19 protein-coding genes and 1 riboswitch are annotated in these 19569 nt (G+C 44.5%); of the genes, 17 read left to right on the top strand and 2 right to left on the bottom strand.

The window, feature by feature from the left end; genetic code table 11:
* Positions 1 to 323: 323 nt before the first annotated feature.
* Entirely contained in the window at positions 324 to 578 is a 255-nt protein-coding gene (locus PODO_RS00175) for an AbrB/MazE/SpoVT family DNA-binding domain-containing protein (RefSeq protein ID WP_036678829.1), read from the bottom strand.
* A 295-nt stretch (positions 579 to 873) separates the two neighbouring features.
* Between PODO_RS00175 and PODO_RS00180 the strand changes: the two genes are divergently transcribed.
* From PODO_RS00180 to PODO_RS00240, 13 genes are all read left to right on the top strand, one after another.
* Positions 874 to 2157 carry an HD domain-containing protein gene (locus tag PODO_RS00180; RefSeq protein WP_038568006.1) on the top strand — a complete coding sequence of 428 codons (1284 nt, stop codon included), beginning with the start codon at positions 874 to 876 and terminating at the stop codon, positions 2155 to 2157.
* Positions 2158 to 2208: 51 nt separating this feature from the next.
* On the top strand, positions 2209 to 2979 hold the full coding sequence (locus tag PODO_RS00185) for a TatD family hydrolase (RefSeq protein ID WP_036678823.1): 771 nt from the start codon (positions 2209 to 2211) through the stop codon (positions 2977 to 2979).
* A gap of 198 nt (positions 2980 to 3177) precedes the next feature.
* Positions 3178 to 3407, top strand: a riboswitch (cyclic di-AMP (ydaO/yuaA leader).
* A 285-nt stretch (positions 3408 to 3692) separates the two neighbouring features.
* Positions 3693 to 4859, top strand: coding sequence for a resuscitation-promoting factor (locus PODO_RS00190; RefSeq protein WP_036678820.1), 1167 nt, complete (start codon positions 3693 to 3695; stop codon positions 4857 to 4859).
* Positions 4860 to 5035: 176 nt separating this feature from the next.
* Entirely contained in the window at positions 5036 to 5587 is a 552-nt protein-coding gene (rnmV, locus tag PODO_RS00195) for a ribonuclease M5 (protein ID WP_036678817.1), read from the top strand.
* Positions 5584 to 6468, top strand: coding sequence for a 16S rRNA (adenine(1518)-N(6)/adenine(1519)-N(6))-dimethyltransferase RsmA (gene rsmA, locus PODO_RS00200; RefSeq protein ID WP_036678815.1), 885 nt, complete (start codon positions 5584 to 5586; stop codon positions 6466 to 6468). Before rnmV ends, rsmA begins: the two co-directional genes overlap by 4 nt.
* A 165-nt stretch (positions 6469 to 6633) precedes the next feature.
* Positions 6634 to 7536, top strand: coding sequence for a sporulation peptidase YabG (gene yabG / locus PODO_RS00205; protein ID WP_036678813.1), 903 nt, complete (start codon positions 6634 to 6636; stop codon positions 7534 to 7536).
* 276 nt (positions 7537 to 7812) lie between these two features.
* Positions 7813 to 8088 carry a biofilm formation stimulator Veg gene (gene veg / locus PODO_RS00210; RefSeq protein ID WP_019914493.1) on the top strand — a complete coding sequence of 92 codons (276 nt, stop codon included), beginning with the start codon at positions 7813 to 7815 and terminating at the stop codon, positions 8086 to 8088.
* 143 nt (positions 8089 to 8231) lie between these two features.
* Complete coding sequence (locus PODO_RS00215) at positions 8232 to 8408, top strand: small, acid-soluble spore protein, alpha/beta type (protein WP_036678812.1); 177 nt, start codon at positions 8232 to 8234, stop codon at positions 8406 to 8408.
* A 140-nt stretch (positions 8409 to 8548) separates the two neighbouring features.
* A complete protein-coding gene (ispE, locus tag PODO_RS00220) occupies positions 8549 to 9403 on the top strand; it encodes a 4-(cytidine 5'-diphospho)-2-C-methyl-D-erythritol kinase (protein ID WP_036678809.1) in 855 nt (284 codons plus the stop codon).
* Positions 9404 to 9478: 75 nt separating this feature from the next.
* Entirely contained in the window at positions 9479 to 10306 is an 828-nt protein-coding gene (gene purR, locus PODO_RS00225; RefSeq protein ID WP_036678807.1) for a pur operon repressor, read from the top strand.
* Positions 10307 to 10515: 209 nt separating this feature from the next.
* Complete coding sequence (gene spoVG / locus PODO_RS00230; protein WP_020425826.1) at positions 10516 to 10803, top strand: septation regulator SpoVG; 288 nt, start codon at positions 10516 to 10518, stop codon at positions 10801 to 10803.
* A gap of 272 nt (positions 10804 to 11075) precedes the next feature.
* A complete protein-coding gene (glmU, locus tag PODO_RS00235) occupies positions 11076 to 12476 on the top strand; it encodes a bifunctional UDP-N-acetylglucosamine diphosphorylase/glucosamine-1-phosphate N-acetyltransferase GlmU (RefSeq protein ID WP_038568015.1) in 1401 nt (466 codons plus the stop codon).
* Positions 12477 to 12563: 87 nt separating this feature from the next.
* On the top strand, positions 12564 to 13517 hold the full coding sequence (locus tag PODO_RS00240) for a ribose-phosphate diphosphokinase (RefSeq protein ID WP_036678796.1): 954 nt from the start codon (positions 12564 to 12566) through the stop codon (positions 13515 to 13517).
* A gap of 88 nt (positions 13518 to 13605) precedes the next feature.
* Here PODO_RS00240 and PODO_RS00245 read toward each other — a convergent pair whose 3' ends face one another.
* Positions 13606 to 13806, bottom strand: coding sequence for a hypothetical protein (locus PODO_RS00245; RefSeq protein WP_036678792.1), 201 nt, complete (start codon positions 13804 to 13806; stop codon positions 13606 to 13608).
* Positions 13807 to 13931: 125 nt separating this feature from the next.
* On the opposite strand from PODO_RS00245, the gene pth reads away from it, so the two are divergent.
* From pth to PODO_RS00265, 4 genes are all read left to right on the top strand, one after another.
* Positions 13932 to 14492 carry an aminoacyl-tRNA hydrolase gene (pth, locus tag PODO_RS00250; protein ID WP_036678864.1) on the top strand — a complete coding sequence of 187 codons (561 nt, stop codon included), beginning with the start codon at positions 13932 to 13934 and terminating at the stop codon, positions 14490 to 14492.
* Positions 14493 to 14580: 88 nt separating this feature from the next.
* Positions 14581 to 14811 carry an anti-sigma-F factor Fin gene (gene fin / locus PODO_RS00255; RefSeq protein WP_036678789.1) on the top strand — a complete coding sequence of 77 codons (231 nt, stop codon included), beginning with the start codon at positions 14581 to 14583 and terminating at the stop codon, positions 14809 to 14811.
* A 131-nt stretch (positions 14812 to 14942) separates the two neighbouring features.
* On the top strand, positions 14943 to 18467 hold the full coding sequence (gene mfd / locus PODO_RS00260) for a transcription-repair coupling factor (protein ID WP_038568019.1): 3525 nt from the start codon (positions 14943 to 14945) through the stop codon (positions 18465 to 18467).
* Complete coding sequence (locus PODO_RS00265; protein ID WP_036678785.1) at positions 18454 to 19494, top strand: peptidylprolyl isomerase; 1041 nt, start codon at positions 18454 to 18456, stop codon at positions 19492 to 19494. The genes mfd and PODO_RS00265 overlap by 14 nt, the downstream gene beginning before the upstream one ends.
* The last annotated feature ends 75 nt before the right edge of the window (positions 19495 to 19569 follow it).

The raw sequence follows: 19569 nt of genomic DNA on the forward strand, positions 1-19569 counted from the left end.
TTTTGAATTTTTTTATGTATTTGTTCGTTTAGTTGTACTTCATACAGTTATAAAGGTGGAAAGGATTGATTTCTCGGAGATATAGGAAATATAAGTGTACAAAATACAATTAATTCGTTTAATGGTAAAAAGCATTTAAAATAACTGTAAGAAATACAACTAAGTATTACTAGTTCCCTCTTGAAGCACATTGCCCTTAGGGAGGGGATAACCGGGAGGGCAAACCCAGACATAAAAAATACCTCCCGCGGTCACGGGAGGTCAAGGAGATATGAAAAGGTTAGAATTAACAATTTGATTAGTTCTATTATATACTATTTAATTTAGTTTGTCACAGGGGTAGGGATGGAAGAAATGCATTCATGACAAACTATTTTTCCTTTAAAGTAAGTTACGTTCTCAGCGTTGCCACAGAAAATGCAGGCAGGCTCATACTTTTTAAGCATAATCCGTTCGCCATCAACGTAAATTTCCAGTGCGTCCTTTTCGCCAATGCCAAGTGTACGGCGTAATTCAATAGGAATAACAACCCGTCCAAGTTCGTCTACTTTTCTTACAATTCCTGTTGATTTCATCATAACAATCGTTACTCCTCTCAATGTTCCAAAAACGTCATTATTCGACATTGTTCACTGTTTTATGATACTTATAATACCAACGATTCCCAAATCAGTCAACCTTTTTTCATAGGCTGAATAAGAAAATTTCCATAAGAACTTTGAATGTCCCTATAAAAATTAAGAATTGCCCTGAAAGCATTTTGTCGATTTACCAAGACCAAAAATGATACTTTTCGACAAAGTACGACATAATTACTTATTATATACTGATATTAGTTAAAATCATATTAAATTATTAGAAGGAGTTGATCTCATGAAGCAGCCGCTCACGGAAGAAAAGGTTTTCAAGGATCCCGTTCATAATTATATTCATGTACAGGACACGATTATTTGGCGACTAATTAATACAAAAGAATTTCAGCGTTTACGCCGGATTCGCCAGTTAGGTACCTCATATCTCACTTTTCATGGTGCAGAGCATAGTCGATTTTCTCATTCTTTAGGAGTATATGAAATTACACGAAGAATCATTTCGCAATTTGAGCGCAGCGGATATAAGGATTGGATTCCTGAAGAAAGTTTGCTTACTTTGTGTGCGGCTTTGCTGCATGATTTAGGGCATGGCCCATTTTCCCATTCTATAGAAGAAGCTTTTGAAATGAACCATGAGGATTGGACCTGCCGGATTATTTTGGAGGACACGGAGATTACCGAAATATTGCGTGATGTGGAGGAGGATTTTCCTCGTAAAGTAGCTTCAGTTATCTCTAAGACTTATGAGCATGAAATTGTTGTCAATTTGGTTTCCAGTCCGCTGGATGCTGATCGTATGGATTATTTGCTGCGTGATGCGTACTATACAGGTGTAAACTATGGAACCATCGACATTGATCGGATTTTGAGAATGCTTCGTCCTTATAATGGGCGGATTGTAGTAAAAGAATCAGGTATGCATGCCATTGAAGATTATTTAATGTCACGTTATCAAATGTACTGGCAGGTATATTTTCATCCGGTGACGCGCAGCTCTGAAATTATTTTGCGTCAAATCTTCCGTAGAGCTAAAGAATTGTTTCAAGAGGGGTACAAATTTCGCTTTATGATCGCTCCGCTGGAAGATCTCTTTCGAGGAGAAGTAACAGTGAAGCAATATTTAATGCTTGATGAGGCACTGGTACAGACTGCTTTTATGCAATGGACACTTGAAGAAGATGAGTTATTAAGCGACTTGTGTACCCGTTTTATTCATCGTAAACTGTATAAATATGTAGAGATTGAGAATTTGGATACAGATATGATTACGGAAATCCGCAGCAGTTTTGCGGGAGTGGGACTTAACCCAGAATATGACCTAGAGATTGATTATCCGACAGATTTGCCTTATGATGTGTTCCGTCCAGGAGCAGCCTTCGACAATAATCAAATTTTACTGCTTGATCGGAATGAGCAATTGCGGGAAATTTCAGAGGTATCGGATATTGTGCGCTCAATAAGCGGAATTCATCGTGGCAGATATCATCTATATTTCCCACAGGATAAGCTGAAAAAAGCCCTTACACGCTTGCCCTCTTCTGTAGCAGAGATTTTTGCAAAATAATACAAATATTTATGGAACTATTGATAAAAACAACAAGGAGTGAGCTTTAAAATGTATCTGTTCGACACACATACACATCTAGATGCGCCTCAATTCGACGAGGATCGCGAGGAAGTTATTGCTCGTGCAGTAGAGGCCGGAGTTAGCAAGATGATCAATATTGGATTTAATCGGGAAACGATCCCTTCAACGATGAAGCTGGCTGAATCTTATGATTATATTTATGCAGCGGTGGGCTGGCATCCACAGGATGCGATTGATATGAAAGAGGGAGACCTCGATTGGATCGCCTCTCTTTGCAGCCATGAAAAAGTGGTGGCCATCGGAGAGATTGGATTGGATTATTATTGGGATACCTCTCCCAAGGATGTGCAGCAGGAGGTCTTCCGCAAACAAATCGGACTAGCCCGTGAACTAAAAATGCCAATCTGTATACATGACCGTGATGCTCATGAAGATGTTGTACGGATTTTACGGGAGGAAAAAGCAAATGAAATTGGTGGCGTGATGCATTCGTTCTCAGGCAGCTGGGAAACAGCAAAAATGTGTCTAGACCTTGGATTTCATTTGTCATTTGGAGGACCGATAACGTTCAAAAATGCCAGAGTGCCTAAAGAGGTGCTTGCACAGACGCCATTGGACCGATTATTGATCGAAACAGACGCTCCATATTTGACTCCACACCCCTTCCGTGGCAAGCGAAATGAGAGTGCTCATGTGAAGTTAGTAGCAGAGGCTGCGGCTGAAATTAAAGGGTTAACATGGGAAGAATTGGCTAAAATTACGTATGCGAACGCACTGGAACGATTTGGGATTGTCTGAAAACAGGAGTAAAACGGGTGAAAAATAGAGAATAGCCGATATATTAAACTTTTTTAATATAAAAACGGCTGATTATTACAATATTTTAACCATATATTTGCTTAAACGTGGTTGAATCGTCCTTTACAACATGCATCAAAACAGGATATCATCTTTTCAGTGATGTGAGCTGTTGTTATTGTGACAGCCATTGATTCATGGATCGTCTCGCTGAGTCTCCGTATGGAGAACGGGGGAACCAATATTGAACTGCCGCATGCCTGTATCTTGAATACGACTAGGAATTGCCGCAGAACAATATTTGATTTCTTCACGTGGTCTTTGGGGTGAATTTAAGGGCAACCGCCGTGAGCGGGTGACCTGAAATAGGGCGTCTCTCTTTCGTCCGAACCCGACAGCTAACCCCGTAAGCGCAAGTAAGAGAGGCAACCTCGTGCACAAACATTCCCGCGTATTCTGACATCGGAGAAGCCACGAAAGAGTCCTCAAGAGAACTCTTTTTAGGCTTCTTTATTTTTGAATAAACTGAATGTTGCCCGCATACTGTTATATAACAGGTGTGGGAGTAGCTGTGCCGAGCAGGCGATCCATGAGCAGGAGACGCTAAGTTAATACGTGCGTATCCTGTGACAATCTCAAATAGTTTCGTCAAAGAAATTCAGTCCTCATGATATACAAATTGACGACGAGGCTATGTAAGGAGGATGGAGAGAATGGGCTTATTCCAACCAGAGGTATCCCATGATTCGCAGTCATCCAGCAGGTCTTTCGCATTACGGTGGGAGCAAGTAAATACTCGCGTACTTTTACTTGCAGGTGTGATTTCAATCGCAATCGCGCTGTTAATTCTGCTGTACGTACACGGTCAAAGTAACAAACAATTTGTTTTAGTAATAGACGGGCAAACACAGACACTTGAAACGCGAGAAGCACTTCTTGGTGATGTGTTGGAGAAAGAGCAAATTTCGCTGCAGCCGCATGATGAATTATCTTTAGGTCTGAGTGATGAAATAAAAGACGGTGACCGTGTCGTTATCAATCGTGCGCAGAAATTTAGCCTTACTGCGGACGGAGCAACAAAAACGTTATATACGACCGAAGACACCATCGGTCAGGCGATTGACAAACTGGGTATCAACCTAGAAGGCTATGATAAGATTTTTCCTTCGTTAGACACCACCATCTCTGCTGACATGGAGATTAAGATCGTTCGTATCAACAAGCAAACGGTACAGCGAACAACTAACTTACCTTTCCGTGTTATTAAGACAGCAGATCCCTCCCTTACTGTGGGAACAGTTAGAGTGGCACAGGCAGGCAAACCAGGCGTCATGGTTCAGCATATTGAAAAGATCTATCAAGACGGAGAACTGGCCTCTATGCGCATGATCGGCAAGGAAGTACAAACGGTAACAAAAGATAAGATCATTGCCGTTGGTACTAAAGCACTTCCTAAGCCTACTGTAGTTGCTAAAGCTACAACAACTTCCAAATCAAGCACTACCTCCAAAACGACTAAAGTTAGCGCTAAGACTAAGAACGTCACAAGCAAGGCTGGCGTAGACTTTGAGTACAAGAAGATGATTAAGAACGTCTCCATGACAGCTTATTCGTCAGAAGAGCCAGGAATAGGTACTAAAACTGCCTCCGGAACACGCGTAACGGAAGGTCGTACAATTGCAGTAGATCCGAATGTAATTCCTATTGGCTGGTGGGTTTATATCGATGGGCTTGGATTCCGCCGTGCAGAGGATACTGGCGGTGCCATTAAAGGCAATAAAGTGGATGTCTATTATGATTCCCTGAGCCATGCTCGTAATTTCGGCCGTAAATCACGTACCGTATATGTGATTGGACCTGTGAAACCAGAGCTTAACTAGAACTGAAGCTTTTGCAAAAAATCCTTTGATAAGCTATAGTGATGATAACCGTTAAGGAACGCTGGATGATCATTTCGTTGATCGCAGAGCAACCGCTCATCACTTATACATTCTTTAACCAAAAGAAGAGGAGCGAATCCTCTTCTTTTTGCTTTTTTTGGAAGGAGTCAAGAAATATGATTAAGGAATTAATCGTCGTTGAAGGCAAAAGCGATACCGTAGCCATTAAGCGTGCTGTGGAAGCAGATACGATTGAGACAGGCGGCTCTGCTGTAAACCGGACTGTAATTGCGAAGATTGCGCTAGCTATGGAACGCAGAGGGGTTATTATTCTTACGGACCCGGACCATGCTGGGGAGCGAATTCGTAAAATCGTTTCAGCGAAGGTGCCGGGCTGCAAGCATGCTTTTATTCCGGAGAAGGACGCAACTCGAAAAGGGGATATCGGTGTAGAGAATGCATCGCCAGAGGCGATTCGTCATGCGCTGCGTAATGTACATACCTCTTTTGAAGGAGCACCTGCTTTGATTGGTATTGATGACCTTATGGCCGCTGGAATGCTTGTACACCCTCGGGCTGCTGAAAGACGTATGGCGCTTGGTAATTTGCTTGGAATCGGATATTGTAACGGCAAACAGCTGTACAAGCGGCTGGCGATGTTTGGGATTACGCGGGAGGAATTTGCCGGGGCTCTCGCCCAAATTGATCAGGGAGGCATTACTTCATGAGTGGTAGAGAGGAAATTTCGACTCCAAAACGGACCAAAGAGATTATTCAACGTTATGGATTCAAGTTTAAGAAAAGCCTGGGACAGAATTTTTTGATTGATCAAAATATTTTGGACAAGATTGTAGACGCTGCTGGACTAGATAGCGATTCTGGGGCGCTGGAGATCGGGCCGGGAATTGGAGCGCTGACGGAACGTCTGGCACTAACAGCCGGTGCTGTAACTGCCGTAGAGATTGACCGTAGACTGATTCCAATATTAAAAGACGTACTTTCCCCTTATCCCCATGTTAAGGTTCGTAACGATGATGTCCTCAATGTGAACTTGCAGGAAATGTTCAAGGAAGATTTCACCACTGTGAACAAGGTCAGTGTGGTTGCTAACCTGCCTTATTATGTGACTACTCCGATTCTGATGAAGCTGCTTGAAGAGAAGCTTCCCCTTGATAACATCGTTGTAATGATTCAGAAGGAGGTTGCGGAGCGTATGGCTGCATCTCCAGGTGGAAAGGAATACGGAAGTCTTAGCATTGCCGTGCAGTACTACAGCGAGCCTGAGCTCGTCTGTATCGTGCCGCGTACGGTATTCATCCCTCAACCTAATGTGGAGTCTGCTGTTATCCGTCTGAAGGTTAGAGAGCATCCTCCGGTAAAGGTGGAGAGTGAGAAGCATTTCTTTGAAGTGGTTCACGCTTCTTTCACACAGCGCCGCAAGACGATTGCTAACAATCTGAAGGCTCGTTACTTCCCTGAACAAGGACGTGAGCAGCTGGAGGCTTTACTCGCAGAAGCGGGTATTGAACCGACCCGTCGCGGAGAAACACTCAGTCTTGAAGAATACGCCCGCTTAAGCGGTGTTTTGCTAGCCGCTGGAATTGAATAAGCAATAAGAAACGGTTGTTGTCTTAAAGGACGACAACCGTTTCTCGTAGAAATATAAGGATGTTATTCTGGTGGAGCATTATACATTCTTATATTTTAAAAATATGGCGAGTTATGAACCAACTGAGGCCTTTGCCCATACGATGGGGTAGAGGTGGTGGTTGTAATGAATTTAGGAGACTTGGTCGTTCGCAAATCTTATGGCGGTGATTTAACATTTCGTGTAGATAATATTGTGCAGGATAGAGCCGTCATTAAAGGCACAGATTTCCGCCTGTTGGCGGATTCTCCTCTGGATGACCTGGTTCAAGTGCCTCCTACCCGAATAACGGAACGGGGACAGCAAGCACAGATCAAAGCGAAGGAATCACTGACACAGCTGCGGAAGGACCGTCAGGAGCAAAGTCAGCGGAGCGGGGGAACCCTAACAGAGGGGACATGGGCTCCACCGTCCAAGGAAGCTCCTTATTTTGAAGTGCCGGGTAAAGTACTGCATCTGGATGGCGATCCGGCATATTTGAATAAGAGCCTTAGCTTATACGAGCAGCTGCGGATTCCCGCTGAAGGGCATCATGTTCATGAATCTGCAATGGCTGATACGTTATACCGGCTGTTGCCCCGTGTACGCCCAGACATTGTAGTGATCACTGGTCATGATGGGGTATTGAAGCAACAGCATACTTACGATCTGTATAGTCTGAATAGCTATAAAAATTCGCAAAACTTTATAGCTGCTATTAGGGTAGCTAGGGAGTATGAGCGGAATTTTGATGCGTTGACTATTGTTGCCGGTGCTTGCCAATCTCATTTCGAGGCATTACTTGGAGCTGGGGCTAATTTTGCCAGTTCACCTGGTCGAATTTTGATCCATGCTCTGGATCCCGTTTATGTAGCAGCAAAATCATCCTTTACTTCCATCAGGGATACTGTAAATCTTAGTGATGTTCTGAATAATACCATCAGCGGTAATCAGGGTATTGGTGGTGTTGAGACCCGTGGCAGCTTCCGTATCGGAATGCCGCGGCTGCAGAATCTGTCGGCGCTAAAAGTGACACCATCAGCCATTTAAGCGGCAGAGATAGGTCTATGGTTTCAGGAATATAGGTAATTTGAATGGGCTGAATAGAATATCCGAAAGAAAGGGTGAGCGCTGAGCTTAACCCTTTCTTTTTTTCTTTGTGATGCCTATATTACAGATAACAAGGATATTAGTCCGGCGCTGATTTCCCGCAAAAAAATTCCGTTGACAACGAAATATGCATCAACTATAATTAATTATTTATTTGCTTTGACATTGTCCTGAAAAAGTTGTATAATGGACAAGAAAAGAGGTGGTCGTCAGGTAATGGCTAATAACGCGCTGTTGGAAATCAAACGCAGTCTTGAAGCTCACGTCGGTCATAAGATCACATTGCGTGCAAACGGAGGTCGTCGTAAAACCGTTGAACGCACAGGTGTCCTGGAAGAAACGTACCCTTCTGTATTTATTGTCAAACTGGATCAGGAGCAGCAAACTTTTAAGCGAGTCTCCTATAGCTATGCCGATATACTTACTGAATCTGTGGAAATCACAGTTTGTGAAGACGATGGGCAGATGCGGATTATGTATATTAAAGCTTAATGTTTCACGAACAGTCTCCTTTGGAGGCTGTTTTTTGTTTGCGTTTTTTGGGACAAATATTTGGTGCATGATCCGTGTTCTAAGCAAGCATACTAATTGGGCAACGGGTTAATCATTTATTTTCATAAGGGAGGAATTCCGTAATGAGCCGCAGAAAACGAGGCATGATGTCGGAGGAACTGAAGACAGAGTTAGCCAAGGAGCTGGGTTTTTATGAAACCGTAGAACGTGAGGGCTGGGGTGGAATTACAACTCAAGACGCTGGCAACATGGTGAAAAAAGCGATACAGCTTGCTGAACAGGCCGCGCGGAAATCTTAAATTTTAGGCTATAAAGTGAATATTACTGAAAAAGGGTGCGTCTAAAAGGCGACACCCTTTTAATATTGGACTTCATTAGAAGTTTCTCATATAATATGTTAAGTTGTTTTTACGGGAAAAGCTGAAGGTGGGTGAACGCCTTGAAAATGTATGAAAAGGCACCAGCTAAAATTAATTTGATGCTGGATGTGCTGCACAAACGTGCTGACGGTTTTCATGAGGTGGAAATGATTATGACCATGGTAGATTTAGCAGACCGCTTAGAGCTGTCTGAGCTGCCAAGGGATACTATTATAATATCAAGTCAGGCTGGTTATATTCCCCTGGACGAGAAAAATTTAGCTTTCCAGGCGGCAAGGCTTATTAAAGACCGTTATAACGTGAAGAGTGGGGTACATATCCATCTGGATAAAAGAATTCCGGTTGCGGCTGGCCTAGCTGGCGGCAGCAGTGATGCCGCAGCTACGCTACGCGGTCTAAACCGTCTGTGGCGTCTCGGTATTCCTGCGCAGGAGCTACAGGAGCTTGGCGCTGAGCTGGGTTCAGATGTGCCTTTCTGCGTCACAGGCGGCACAGCCTTAGCTACAGGACGAGGCGAAAAGCTTACGCCAATCAACAACCCGCCACAATGTTGGGTTGTGTTGGCGAAACCACCGATCAATGTATCGACTGCAGAAGTGTATGGACGCGTTCGGAGCAATAATATAGCTGTGCATCCTTCTGCTCGAAAGATGCAGCAAGCGATTGAAGCAGGAGACTTTGGGGGCGTATGCAACCATCTAGGCAACGTGCTTGAAGATGTTACCCTAAGGCTGCATCCAGAGGTTCAGCAGCTCAAGGAAGCGATGATAAAGCTCGGAGCAGATGGGGTGTTGATGTCAGGCAGCGGACCTACCGTATTCGGTTTAGTGTCCAAGCAGTCTAAAGTAGCAAGGATTTACAACGGACTGCGAGGGTTCTGCAAGGAAGTCTACGCAGTGAGATCACTGAATTAGTCTGCTTCTCTTGTATAAACCCGTACAAAAGTGATATATTTTTCTAAAATATTCGGTTTTGGCGAGGAGCATTCCGTGAAGAAATTAAAAAGAAGCCAACGTTTGGTAGACATGACTCAGTTTTTACTTGAGCGGCCGCATGAACTACTGCCGCTGTCTATATTTGCCGATCGCTATGGAGCGGCTAAGTCCTCCATCAGTGAAGATTTGGCAATCATAAAAGAAGTATTTGAAGGTGAAGGCATCGGAGAGCTGCAGACTTTAGCTGGTGCAGCGGGTGGAGTTCGTTATATCCCAGTTATGCCTAAAGATATGGCGCTAACCTTTGTGCAGCGCTTATGTGTGCAGCTAGAGCAGACTGACCGGATATTGCCTGGCGGTTATTTGTATATGTCGGATCTACTTGGGTTGCCGTCTTTGATGGAACAGGCGGGTAAGATCATCGCAACGGCCTTTTACGGATCGGAAATCGATGTGGTGATGACCGTTGAAACGAAAGGCATTCCACTAGCCTATGCAACAGCAGCACAGCTAGGCTTGCCGGTAGTGCTTGTGCGACGTGACCATCAGGTTACAGAGGGATCAGCAGTAAGTATTAACTACGTATCAGGATCTCATAAAAGCATACACACAATGTCTCTCTCCAGACGGGCACTCAAGGAGAAATCGCGAGTACTTATCGTAGATGACTTCATGAAGGCGGGAGGGACTGTACGTGGTATGGTCGATCTGCTCGGTGAATTTAATGCCGAGGTTGCTGGGGTAGGCGTTTTAGTGGAATCAGGCGCTGTAGAGACGGAAGAGCGTCTGTTGCACGATTACGTGTCCTTGGTAAAACTAAGTGAAGTAGACTCAAAAGAGCGGAGAATTTCGGCGCATCCGGGCAACTACTTTTCCTCTTGATTAGCCATTCTCTTACATTTTCAAAAAGCGTGGAAATTGTCGAAAACGTAAGGAATATTAAGAAAACTACTCGATGTATGTCGAAAACAACATATCCCAAAAAATATATTTCTTTTTTAGGTATTTTATGGAATGAAAAAGAAGGAATTCGCTTTGCTGTGTGGAATTATACACCAAGTCTCTGATGGAAAAAGGTGGTGAACACACACATGCAAATTACGGATGTCAGACTCCGCCGCGTTAACTCTGAGGGGAGAATGAAAGCAATCGCATCCATTACCATCGATAACGAGTTTGTTGTTCATGACATTCGCGTCATCGATGGCAATAATGGGATGTTTGTTGCAATGCCCAGCAAGCGTACACCGGACGGCGAATTCCGCGATATCGCGCACCCGATCTCTTCGGGAACACGCGAGAAGATTCAATCCGCGGTTCTGGCCGAGTACGATCGCGCCGCTACGGAAGAAGAAGAAGTTATTGAAGAGGGAGCTTAGGCTTCCTCGGAAGACTGCTACCTTTTGGGTGGCGTAGGATCCGCCGTTTTTGATAAGATCACACCGACATACACTTCATGAATTAGCAGCCTGATCTTGCAAGAAAAGCTATTGCTGGTGAAGGATTTGACGACATCTTCGAAAGGCAGCGATAAATGCTTTTCTAACTTGGGGTTTATAGAAAAGAGAACCATGACTTCATGGTTCTCTTTTCTTTTTGCCCGGAATGAGATATATTCAGTAGTGAGTTCAAGAGTAGGAGGTTGGCATTCTTGAAAAGAATGGCTGTAGTACTTGCCGCAGGTCAAGGCAAGCGAATGAAATCTAAATTATATAAGGTGCTGCACCCCGTTTGCGGTAAGCCGATGGTAGGGCACGTGCTTGATACAGTAAAAGCGACCGGATGCCAGCGCACCGTTGTTGTTGTTGGGCATGGCGCAGAGAAAGTTAAGGCCTATGTAGGTGATGGAGCGGAATACGTTCTGCAGGAAACTCAGCTCGGCACTGGCCATGCTGTCAAACAAGCAAAGGATTTACTTGCTGGCGAAGAAGGAACAACTATAGTTATTTGTGGAGACACACCACTCGTAACCACGGAGACCCTGGAAGGACTCATGGCGCTTCATGAACAGCGTAATGCGGCTGCAACCGTATTGACAGCAGTTATGGAAAAGCCTACAGGCTACGGAAGAATTATTCGTGGTGAAGATGGCGGCGTTCTGAAGATTGTAGAGCAGAAGGATTGCACTACGGAAGAAGATGCGGTTCAGGAAATCAATACAGGCACTTATTGTTTTGATAATGCTAAATTATTTGCTGCACTCGAAAAGGTAACGAACAGTAATAACCAGCAGGAGTATTATTTGACTGATGTGATTGGGATTCTTCGTTCACAAGGGGATACCGTACTAGGATATCAGACCCATGACGCAGCTGAGTCTATCGGCGTTAATGATCGTTTAGCTTTGTCTGAAGCGGAAGCCTTTATGCGTCAACGTATTAATCGTAAACACATGCTGGGCGGTGTGACCATCATTGATCCGGCCTCCACTTATATCGGAGCAGATGTAGTTATCGGATCAGATACAACGCTTTATCCAGGAACCATCCTGAAAGGGAAGACTGTAATCGGCGACAATTGTGTGATCGGACCGGCTAGTGAAATCGAAGACTGTCAGATCATGGATGAAGCAACGATTAAGCAGTCCGTATTGAATCAAGCTCAAGTCGGCGCACGGACAACCGTTGGGCCTTTTGCCTATTTGCGTCCAGGCTCTGTGCTTGGAGAAGAAGTTAAGGTTGGAGATTTCGTCGAGATCAAGAATGCTACTATTGGTGACGGTTCAAAGGTGTCACATCTTAGTTATGTCGGCGACGCATCTGTAGGTAAGAATGTAAACGTCGGGTGCGGTGCGATTACCGTTAACTACGACGGGTATAATAAATTCAAGACAACAATCGCAGACGATGCCTTTATTGGCAGTAATGTTAATCTTATTGCTCCAGTCACTGTGGGCAAAGGGGCTTTTGTTGTAGCAGGTTCGACAATTACACGTTCCGTTTCCGAGAACGATCTGGCTGTAGCTAGAGTAAGACAAGAGAACAAACCGGGATATGCAGAGAAGATCCGTTCCCGTGCTAAAGCGAAGAAAGACCACTCGAGTCCATCGTAAAGCGTTGCTAAGAAGCGCCGGACGGACTTATATTTCCGCGCCGGCGCCTTTGGAAAGCTAAATTCCGTCACGGAGGGTTTATATTTTATGACTTATTGTGATTCCAAGTTAAAGATTTTCACCTGTAACTCCAATCCTAAGCTAGCTAGTCAAATTGCTGATTACATCGGGATTCCGATGGGTGAATCACACACCACAAGTTTCAGCGATGGAGAAATTCAGGTCAAGCTGTCAGAAAGCGTTCGGGGATGTCATGTTTATATTGTTCAATCCACTTGTGGCCCTGTAAATGATAACCTGATGGAGCTTTTGGTTATGGTAGATGCGCTTAAACGTGCCTCTGCAAAAAGCATCAACGTGGTTATCCCTTACTACGGATATGCCCGTCAAGATCGTAAAGCCCGTTCCCGTGACCCCATTACCGCTAAGCTGGTAGCCAATCTAATTGAAAAGGCTGGCGCTCACCGTGTAATTACGATGGATCTTCATGCCATGCAGATTCAAGGATTCTTCGATATTCCAGTGGATCATTTGCTTGGTGTACCGATTCTGGCTCAGTATTTCCGTTCCAAACAAATCGAGAACCCAGTTGTCGTATCGCCGGATCATGGCGGTGTAGTACGTGCAAGAAAGCTTGCTGATTTCCTGAACGCTCCGCTGGCTATTATAGACAAGCGTCGTCCAGAACCTAACGTCAGCGAAGTTATGAACATCATCGGTAATATCGAAGGCAAAACAGCCATCCTGATTGATGATATCATCGATACCGCTGGAACTATCGTACTTGGTGCTAATGCTTTGATGGAAGGCGGCGTGAAGGAAGTATACGCATGCTGTACACACCCAGTATTGTCTGGTCCTGCACACGAGCGTCTGGAGAATTCTCCAATCAAAGAAATTATCGTGACGGATACCATTCCAATTCGCAGCGCGAATCCAACCTCTAAGCTCAAGGTGTTGTCCGTGGCTCCACTTATGGGTGAGGCAATTATCCGCGTTCATGAAGAGTTGTCGATTAGTAAATTGTTCGAGATTGAATAAATATAACGAATGAATAGTACAAAAGGGTTACACCTCCGTTCTCGGAGATGTAACCCTTATCGGCGTGCTACAGGTAGAACTACTGGATTCAATATCCGGGGCGGGAGACAAAGGTGAATAAACTGCGGTTATAGAGTGTCCCTTGTAGCTCCACGAAAGCTTCGTCTACCGCTGTTAATACACCGATATCAATATGCACGTCGCCCTTATATATTTCCACGGGCACAGCATATTGGATGTGGTACTGAAAATGGCGTTGATGTGTCAATAATTCGCCTTTGTGCGGCATGGGTTATCACCTGTCTTCGGAGTATAATTTCGCTCTGGTTGCACAGAGATATGTAGATTAGATCTATTGTACCAAAAACGGACTCCTCTTGCCGGAGAGCCCGAATGGAAAGGAAAGGTTCGATAATGAAATGGATTGTCGGATTGGGAAATCCCGGAACACAGTACGCGAAAACAAGGCATAATGTTGGCTTTATGGCTTTGGATGAGCTTGCCGCCCAGAACGGAATTGCCTTCAACCAGAGCAAATGTAAATCCGTCATCGGTGAAGGGGTCATTGGTGGCGTCAAAACCGTATTGATTAAGCCCATGACCTTTATGAACTTGTCCGGTGAGGCCGTTCGCGCTTATATGGATTATTACAAAGTTCAACTAGAAGATATGATCGTCGTTTATGATGATTTGGATACAGAAATCGGAAAAATCCGTTTGCGTTATCAAGGAAGCGCTGGTGGACATAATGGAATTAAATCCATCATCCAGCATGTAGGAACACAGAATTTCAATCGGGTACGAATGGGTATTTCTCGTCCTGAGCCAGGTTTTGCTATTGTCGATTATGTACTTTCTACTTTTCCAAAGAAGGAAAGCGATCCGCTTAAGCAAATGATCCTTAATACTTGTGATGCACTGGAATACAGCTTACAGCATTCATTCGAGCAGACGATGGCTAAGTTCAATGGTTAATCTGTAAACCCTGTTGTTTGTTTTTAAGGCTAAAGATGAAGCTGCCCGGACATACTGAAGGTATATAGTACCTTCAGGAGGCATATAGATGGCAATAAACTATGTTTGTAGGCACTGTAAGACATCTCTAGGCAGTATTAATAGAAGTGATGTTACAGAAATGCAGTTGGGCCTTCATTCCTTGACCCCTGCGGAGCGCAGAGATATAATAGCGTATAATTCAGAAGGTGAAATCACGGTAAAGGTTACTTGCGACTATTGCAAGGAGGCTTTAGAGAACAATCCGGAGCTTAGCCTGCTGACAAGTCCGCTTCAGTAAGGTGGAAGCGCCTGTCTCTATCGTCATCCGCAAGCCTTGGCGTTACAGCTGAGGCTTCTTTTCGATTCCAATCATAATAGGTGACGGTGGCTACGCCACCGTTAGCCTGTTTAGTAAGAGAGGTGCGCCTGTTGTTACAAGGTCTTATAGAAGCTTTTTCCAAGGATCCCGATTTCCAGTCTATCACCCATGGTGTTGCTGCAGGTATGAAAGAGCAGCTCATTTCGGGGCTTACAGGTTCTGCTAGACAGATTATGCTTGCAGCATTACATGAAGAGACAACTCGTCCCTTACTTGTAGTGACTCATAATATGTTTTCGGCCCAGAAGATGGCCGATGATTTGCAGGAAGCGCTTTCTCCTGACCGGGTTCTGCTCTATCCCGCCAATGAACTAGTGGCTGCAGAAGCGGCTGTATCAAGCCCAGAGACACTGGCTCAGCGTATAGATGTGCTGACCAAATGTGCTCAGGGCTTCCGTGGTATTGTTGTAGTTCCTTACTCAGGAGTGCGTAGATTGCTGCCAGCCCCAGAGGTTATGGCAGAGGCACAAGTCACCGTTTCCCAAGATGGAACGCTTGCTCTGGATGAATTTTTGATGTCCATGATCGAAATGGGCTATGAAAGAGTAGAGCGGGTTGAAAATCGTGGTGAACTGAGCGTACGGGGTGGAATAATTGATTTTTATCCAATGACATCTCCTTTGGCTTATCGGGTTGAGTTATTTGATGATGAGGTTGACTCCATAAGAACCTTTGATCCAGTGGATCAGCGTTCTATTGATAAGGTACGTAGTGTGAAGATTACACCGGCTAAAGAGATTATAGCTAGTAGATTACGCCAGGAATCTGCTTCTGCTGAAGCCTCAGCTATGATGGAGCGACAGTTGGAGAAGATGGCGGATCGCCAGGCGAAGCTCAGACTGCGGGAAGAGATTGGCCGTGAGCTGGAAATGCTGCGGGAAGGTACTTATTTCCCGGAGATCTATAAATATATCAGTCTTTTATATCCTGAACGCTCTCATTTATTTGATTACATGGCCCAGGATACCATTCTTATTCTAGATGAGCCGACAAGACTGCTCGAAACGGCGAGACAGCTTGAAAGAGATGAATCGGAATGGAACCTGCATTTGCTGCAAAACGGCAAATCTTTACCGGATCTAGATCTCTCTGTCGATACGGATGTTGTTATGTATCAGCGCCCGTTCCAAAGTCTGTTTATGTCAATCTTTTTACGTCAGGTTCCGCATATTCAGCCTCAGAACATTCTTGGATTTATCAGTCGTGGAATGCAGGATTTCCATGGCCAGATGAATGTGCTGAAATCGGAGATGGAGCGTTGGCAGAAGTCCGGTGTTAAGGTAATGATGCTTGCGAGCAGTGAGGAACGGATTGAACGAGTGCGCAGAGTTCTTTATGATTACGGCATTAACGAGCCGATGATTGTACAAGGAAATCTGGGTTCTGGTTTTGAGCTGCCCTCTATTCATCTAGCAGTTATAACTGAGGGGGAAATGTTCTCTCAGAAGCAGCGGAAGGCACGGAAGATTTCCAAAGGAATAGATAATGCTGAACGGATCAAGAGTTACACAGAGCTGAAAATCGGTGATTATGTCGTCCACCAGAACCATGGTATCGGAAAATATATGGGAATCGGCACGCTTGAGGTCAGCGGTATTCACCGTGATTACATGCATATTCTGTATGCTGGCGGCGATAAGCTCTCGGTTCCGATTGAGCAGATTGACCTGATTCAGAAATATGTCGGTTCCGAAGATAAAGAGCCGAAAGTATATAAGCTAGGCGGCAATGAATGGACACGAGTGACCAATAAGGTTCGTTCCTCCGTTCAGAATATTGCTGATGATTTGATAAAGCTATATGCTGAGCGCCAAAGTGCCGCAGGATATGGTTTTGAAAAGGATACACAGGAACAGCATGAATTTGAAGAAATGTTCCCTTACGAAGAGACCCGCGATCAGCTTCGGGCTATCGAAGAGATTAAGAAGGATATGGAACAAAACCGGCCAATGGACCGATTGCTTTGCGGTGATGTTGGATATGGTAAGACTGAAGTGGCTATTCGGGCGGCTTTTAAATCAGCGATTGAAGGTAAACAGGTGGCGGTGCTAGTCCCGACAACGATTTTGGCTCAACAGCATTATGAGACCTTCCGCGAACGTTTCGCTAATTACCCGCTTAATATTCAGGTCTTAAGTCGTTTCCGCAGCCGTAAAGAGCAGAACGAGACGATTAAAGGCGTTAGGGCAGGAACTGTCGACGTAGTTATCGGTACACATCGTCTGTTATCTCAGGACCTTGTATTCAAGGATCTGGGGCTATTAATTGTGGATGAAGAACAGCGTTTCGGCGTAACTCATAAAGAAAAGCTGAAAAAACTGAAAACGAATGTAGACGTTCTTACGCTGACTGCAACTCCAATTCCTCGTACGCTACATATGTCGATGCTCGGAGTGCGGGATTTGTCTGTCATTGAGACCCCGCCAGAGAACAGATTCCCTGTACAGACGTATGTAGTGGAGCATAGCCAGACCCTTACGCGGGAAGCTGTAGAGCGGGAATTAGCCCGCGGTGGTCAAGTCTATTATCTCTATAATCGTGTGCAGGGCATTCAAGAAATGGCTGCTCAAATCTCTATGCTTGTTCCTGAGGCTAGAGTTGGCATCGGACATGGTCAAATGTCGGAATCTGAGCTGGAGAAGACCATTCTCGATTTCCTTGACGGAGAATACGATGTGCTCGTCAGCACAAGTATTATTGAGACGGGCGTAGATATTCCGAACGTTAATACACTTATTGTGCATGATGCGGATAAAATGGGCTTGTCTCAGCTCTATCAGCTGCGTGGACGTGTAGGCCGGTCCAATCGGATCGCTTACGCTTATTTCACGTATCAACGGGACAAGGTTCTGACAGAGGTTGCAGAGAAACGTCTGCAGTCTATTAAGGAATTTACGGAGCTGGGCTCTGGTTTCAAAATAGCGATGCGAGATCTGTCTATTCGCGGTGCAGGCAACTTGCTGGGTGCAGAGCAGCATGGCTTTATCGCATCCGTGGGGTTTGATCTGTACTCACAAATGCTGGCGGAGGAAATTCGTAAGCGTAAGGTTACTGTGCTTGGGGAGGAAGATACATCCCTGAAAGAAGGCAATACAGTCATTGATTTGTCGATTGACGCGTATCTGCCGTCAGAGTATATTTACGACAGTATCCAAAAAATTGAAATTTATAAAAAAGTTGCGGCAGTAACCTCCTTCGATGATGCTTCCGAGCTTGAAGATGAGCTCTTGGATCGGTTCGGTGAGTTACCTGAAGCCGTGGTGAATCTACTATCGGTTGCTCGTTTGAAAGTGTATGGAAAAATGTATGGCATTGATTCCATGATTAGACGCGGAGATGATGTTACCTTGAATTTCTATGAGGGAAGTCTCGGCGCTTTAGACACAGCGAAACTCGCCAAAGTTGGAAATAGCTTCGAAAGACGTGTACAATTTGATAGGGATGCGAAAGCCAGTATCCGGGTCAAATCGAAAGATTTAAGTGATAAACAGCTGCTTGACTTGCTTGAACAGTTTCTTAAGGAAGCTAAACAGTCTTTTAAATCGAAGGGAGAACTACACAATGTCGTTAAATAAAACAAAATCATGGAAAGTGCTGCTCGTTTCATTGGCAGCGGCAGTTTCCTTTTCTATGCTAGCAGCATGTGGAAATAGTGCTGATGATAATCAAGCTGTAGCCACTTATAAAGGTGGAACGATTACACAAAAGGAATTTGCAATGGATCAAAAAATCATGAAATTCCTATCTCCACAACAAGCGCAATATTTAGAGATTGATGCGTTTAAGGAGTCCATTCTGAAGCAAGAAGTGGGCTTTGAATATTTGGCTTCCCAAGCAACGGATGAAGCGAAAAAGCAAGCGGAGAAAGAAGCCGATACTCAAATTGCAAGCATTAAGGAACAATTGGGCGATACCTATAAGAAGACACTGAAAGATGCTGACGTTACAGAGAAAGATATTCGTACTTATATGGAGCGTGTGCTGTCAGTTTATCAGGATATGCTGCTTAAAGTGACTGATGATCAAGTTGTCAAAGAATTCGAAGCGACTAAAGGCGACTTTACGGTTGCCACACTGCGTCATGTGCTAATTGGTCTGACAGATGCAGACAACAAAGAGCGTACCAGCGAAGAAGCGCTTAAAATAGCGAAAGAAGTTAAGGCGAAGCTGGATGGCGGTGCTGATTTCGCAGCCATCGCTAAGGAATATTCTGACGATACTGGCTCTAAAGAGGCAGGCGGAGAATATAAAGATAAAGCTGTAGGCACTTATGTGGATGAATTTAAGAAGGCTGCACAGACCTTGCCTCTAAATACCATCAGTGATCCTGTAGAAACTTCTTACGGTTACCATATCATCAAGGTGGAGTCCCGTACAGACAAGACTTTCGACCAGTTAACGGATGAGCAAAAAGAAGGCATTAAGAGCTCAATTGTATCCAAGAACCTAGAAACGTTCATGGAAAAGGATCTGGAAGGCATTATTGAGAACATCAATCTGCCAAAAAGCTCTGCTTCCGCAGATGAAACCGGAACAAATAGTGGAACAGAAGCCACTACAGCTCCAAGCGCATCCCCAAGTGCTACAGATGCCGCTGAATAAACATCGGTAAATATGGACAAGCTTACCTTAGAAAAGCCATCTTCACTTAAAGTGAAGATGGCTTTTTATTTCGCA

This window comes from Paenibacillus odorifer, from assembly GCF_000758725.1.
Taxonomy (GTDB): Bacteria; Bacillota; Bacilli; order Paenibacillales; family Paenibacillaceae; genus Paenibacillus_AQ; species Paenibacillus_AQ odorifer.

Excerpts from the sequence above, each read along its gene's own strand:
- PODO_RS00175 (WP_036678829.1), bottom strand. The coding sequence starts at position 578 with ATGATGAAATCAACAGGAATTGTAAGAAAAGTAGACGAACTTGGACGG.
- PODO_RS00180 (WP_038568006.1), top strand. The coding sequence starts at position 874 with ATGAAGCAGCCGCTCACGGAAGAAAAGGTTTTCAAGGATCCCGTTCAT.
- PODO_RS00185 (WP_036678823.1), top strand. The coding sequence starts at position 2,209 with ATGTATCTGTTCGACACACATACACATCTAGATGCGCCTCAATTCGAC.
- PODO_RS00190 (WP_036678820.1), top strand. The coding sequence starts at position 3,693 with ATGGGCTTATTCCAACCAGAGGTATCCCATGATTCGCAGTCATCCAGC.
- rnmV (WP_036678817.1), top strand. The coding sequence starts at position 5,036 with ATGATTAAGGAATTAATCGTCGTTGAAGGCAAAAGCGATACCGTAGCC.
- rsmA (WP_036678815.1), top strand. The coding sequence starts at position 5,584 with ATGAGTGGTAGAGAGGAAATTTCGACTCCAAAACGGACCAAAGAGATT.
- yabG (WP_036678813.1), top strand. The coding sequence starts at position 6,634 with ATGAATTTAGGAGACTTGGTCGTTCGCAAATCTTATGGCGGTGATTTA.
- veg (WP_019914493.1), top strand. The coding sequence starts at position 7,813 with ATGGCTAATAACGCGCTGTTGGAAATCAAACGCAGTCTTGAAGCTCAC.
- PODO_RS00215 (WP_036678812.1), top strand. The coding sequence starts at position 8,232 with ATGAGCCGCAGAAAACGAGGCATGATGTCGGAGGAACTGAAGACAGAG.
- spoVG (WP_020425826.1), top strand. The coding sequence starts at position 10,516 with ATGCAAATTACGGATGTCAGACTCCGCCGCGTTAACTCTGAGGGGAGA.
- PODO_RS00240 (WP_036678796.1), top strand. The coding sequence starts at position 12,564 with ATGACTTATTGTGATTCCAAGTTAAAGATTTTCACCTGTAACTCCAAT.
- PODO_RS00245 (WP_036678792.1), bottom strand. The coding sequence starts at position 13,806 with ATGCCGCACAAAGGCGAATTATTGACACATCAACGCCATTTTCAGTAC.
- pth (WP_036678864.1), top strand. The coding sequence starts at position 13,932 with ATGAAATGGATTGTCGGATTGGGAAATCCCGGAACACAGTACGCGAAA.
- fin (WP_036678789.1), top strand. The coding sequence starts at position 14,581 with ATGGCAATAAACTATGTTTGTAGGCACTGTAAGACATCTCTAGGCAGT.
- PODO_RS00265 (WP_036678785.1), top strand. The coding sequence starts at position 18,454 with ATGTCGTTAAATAAAACAAAATCATGGAAAGTGCTGCTCGTTTCATTG.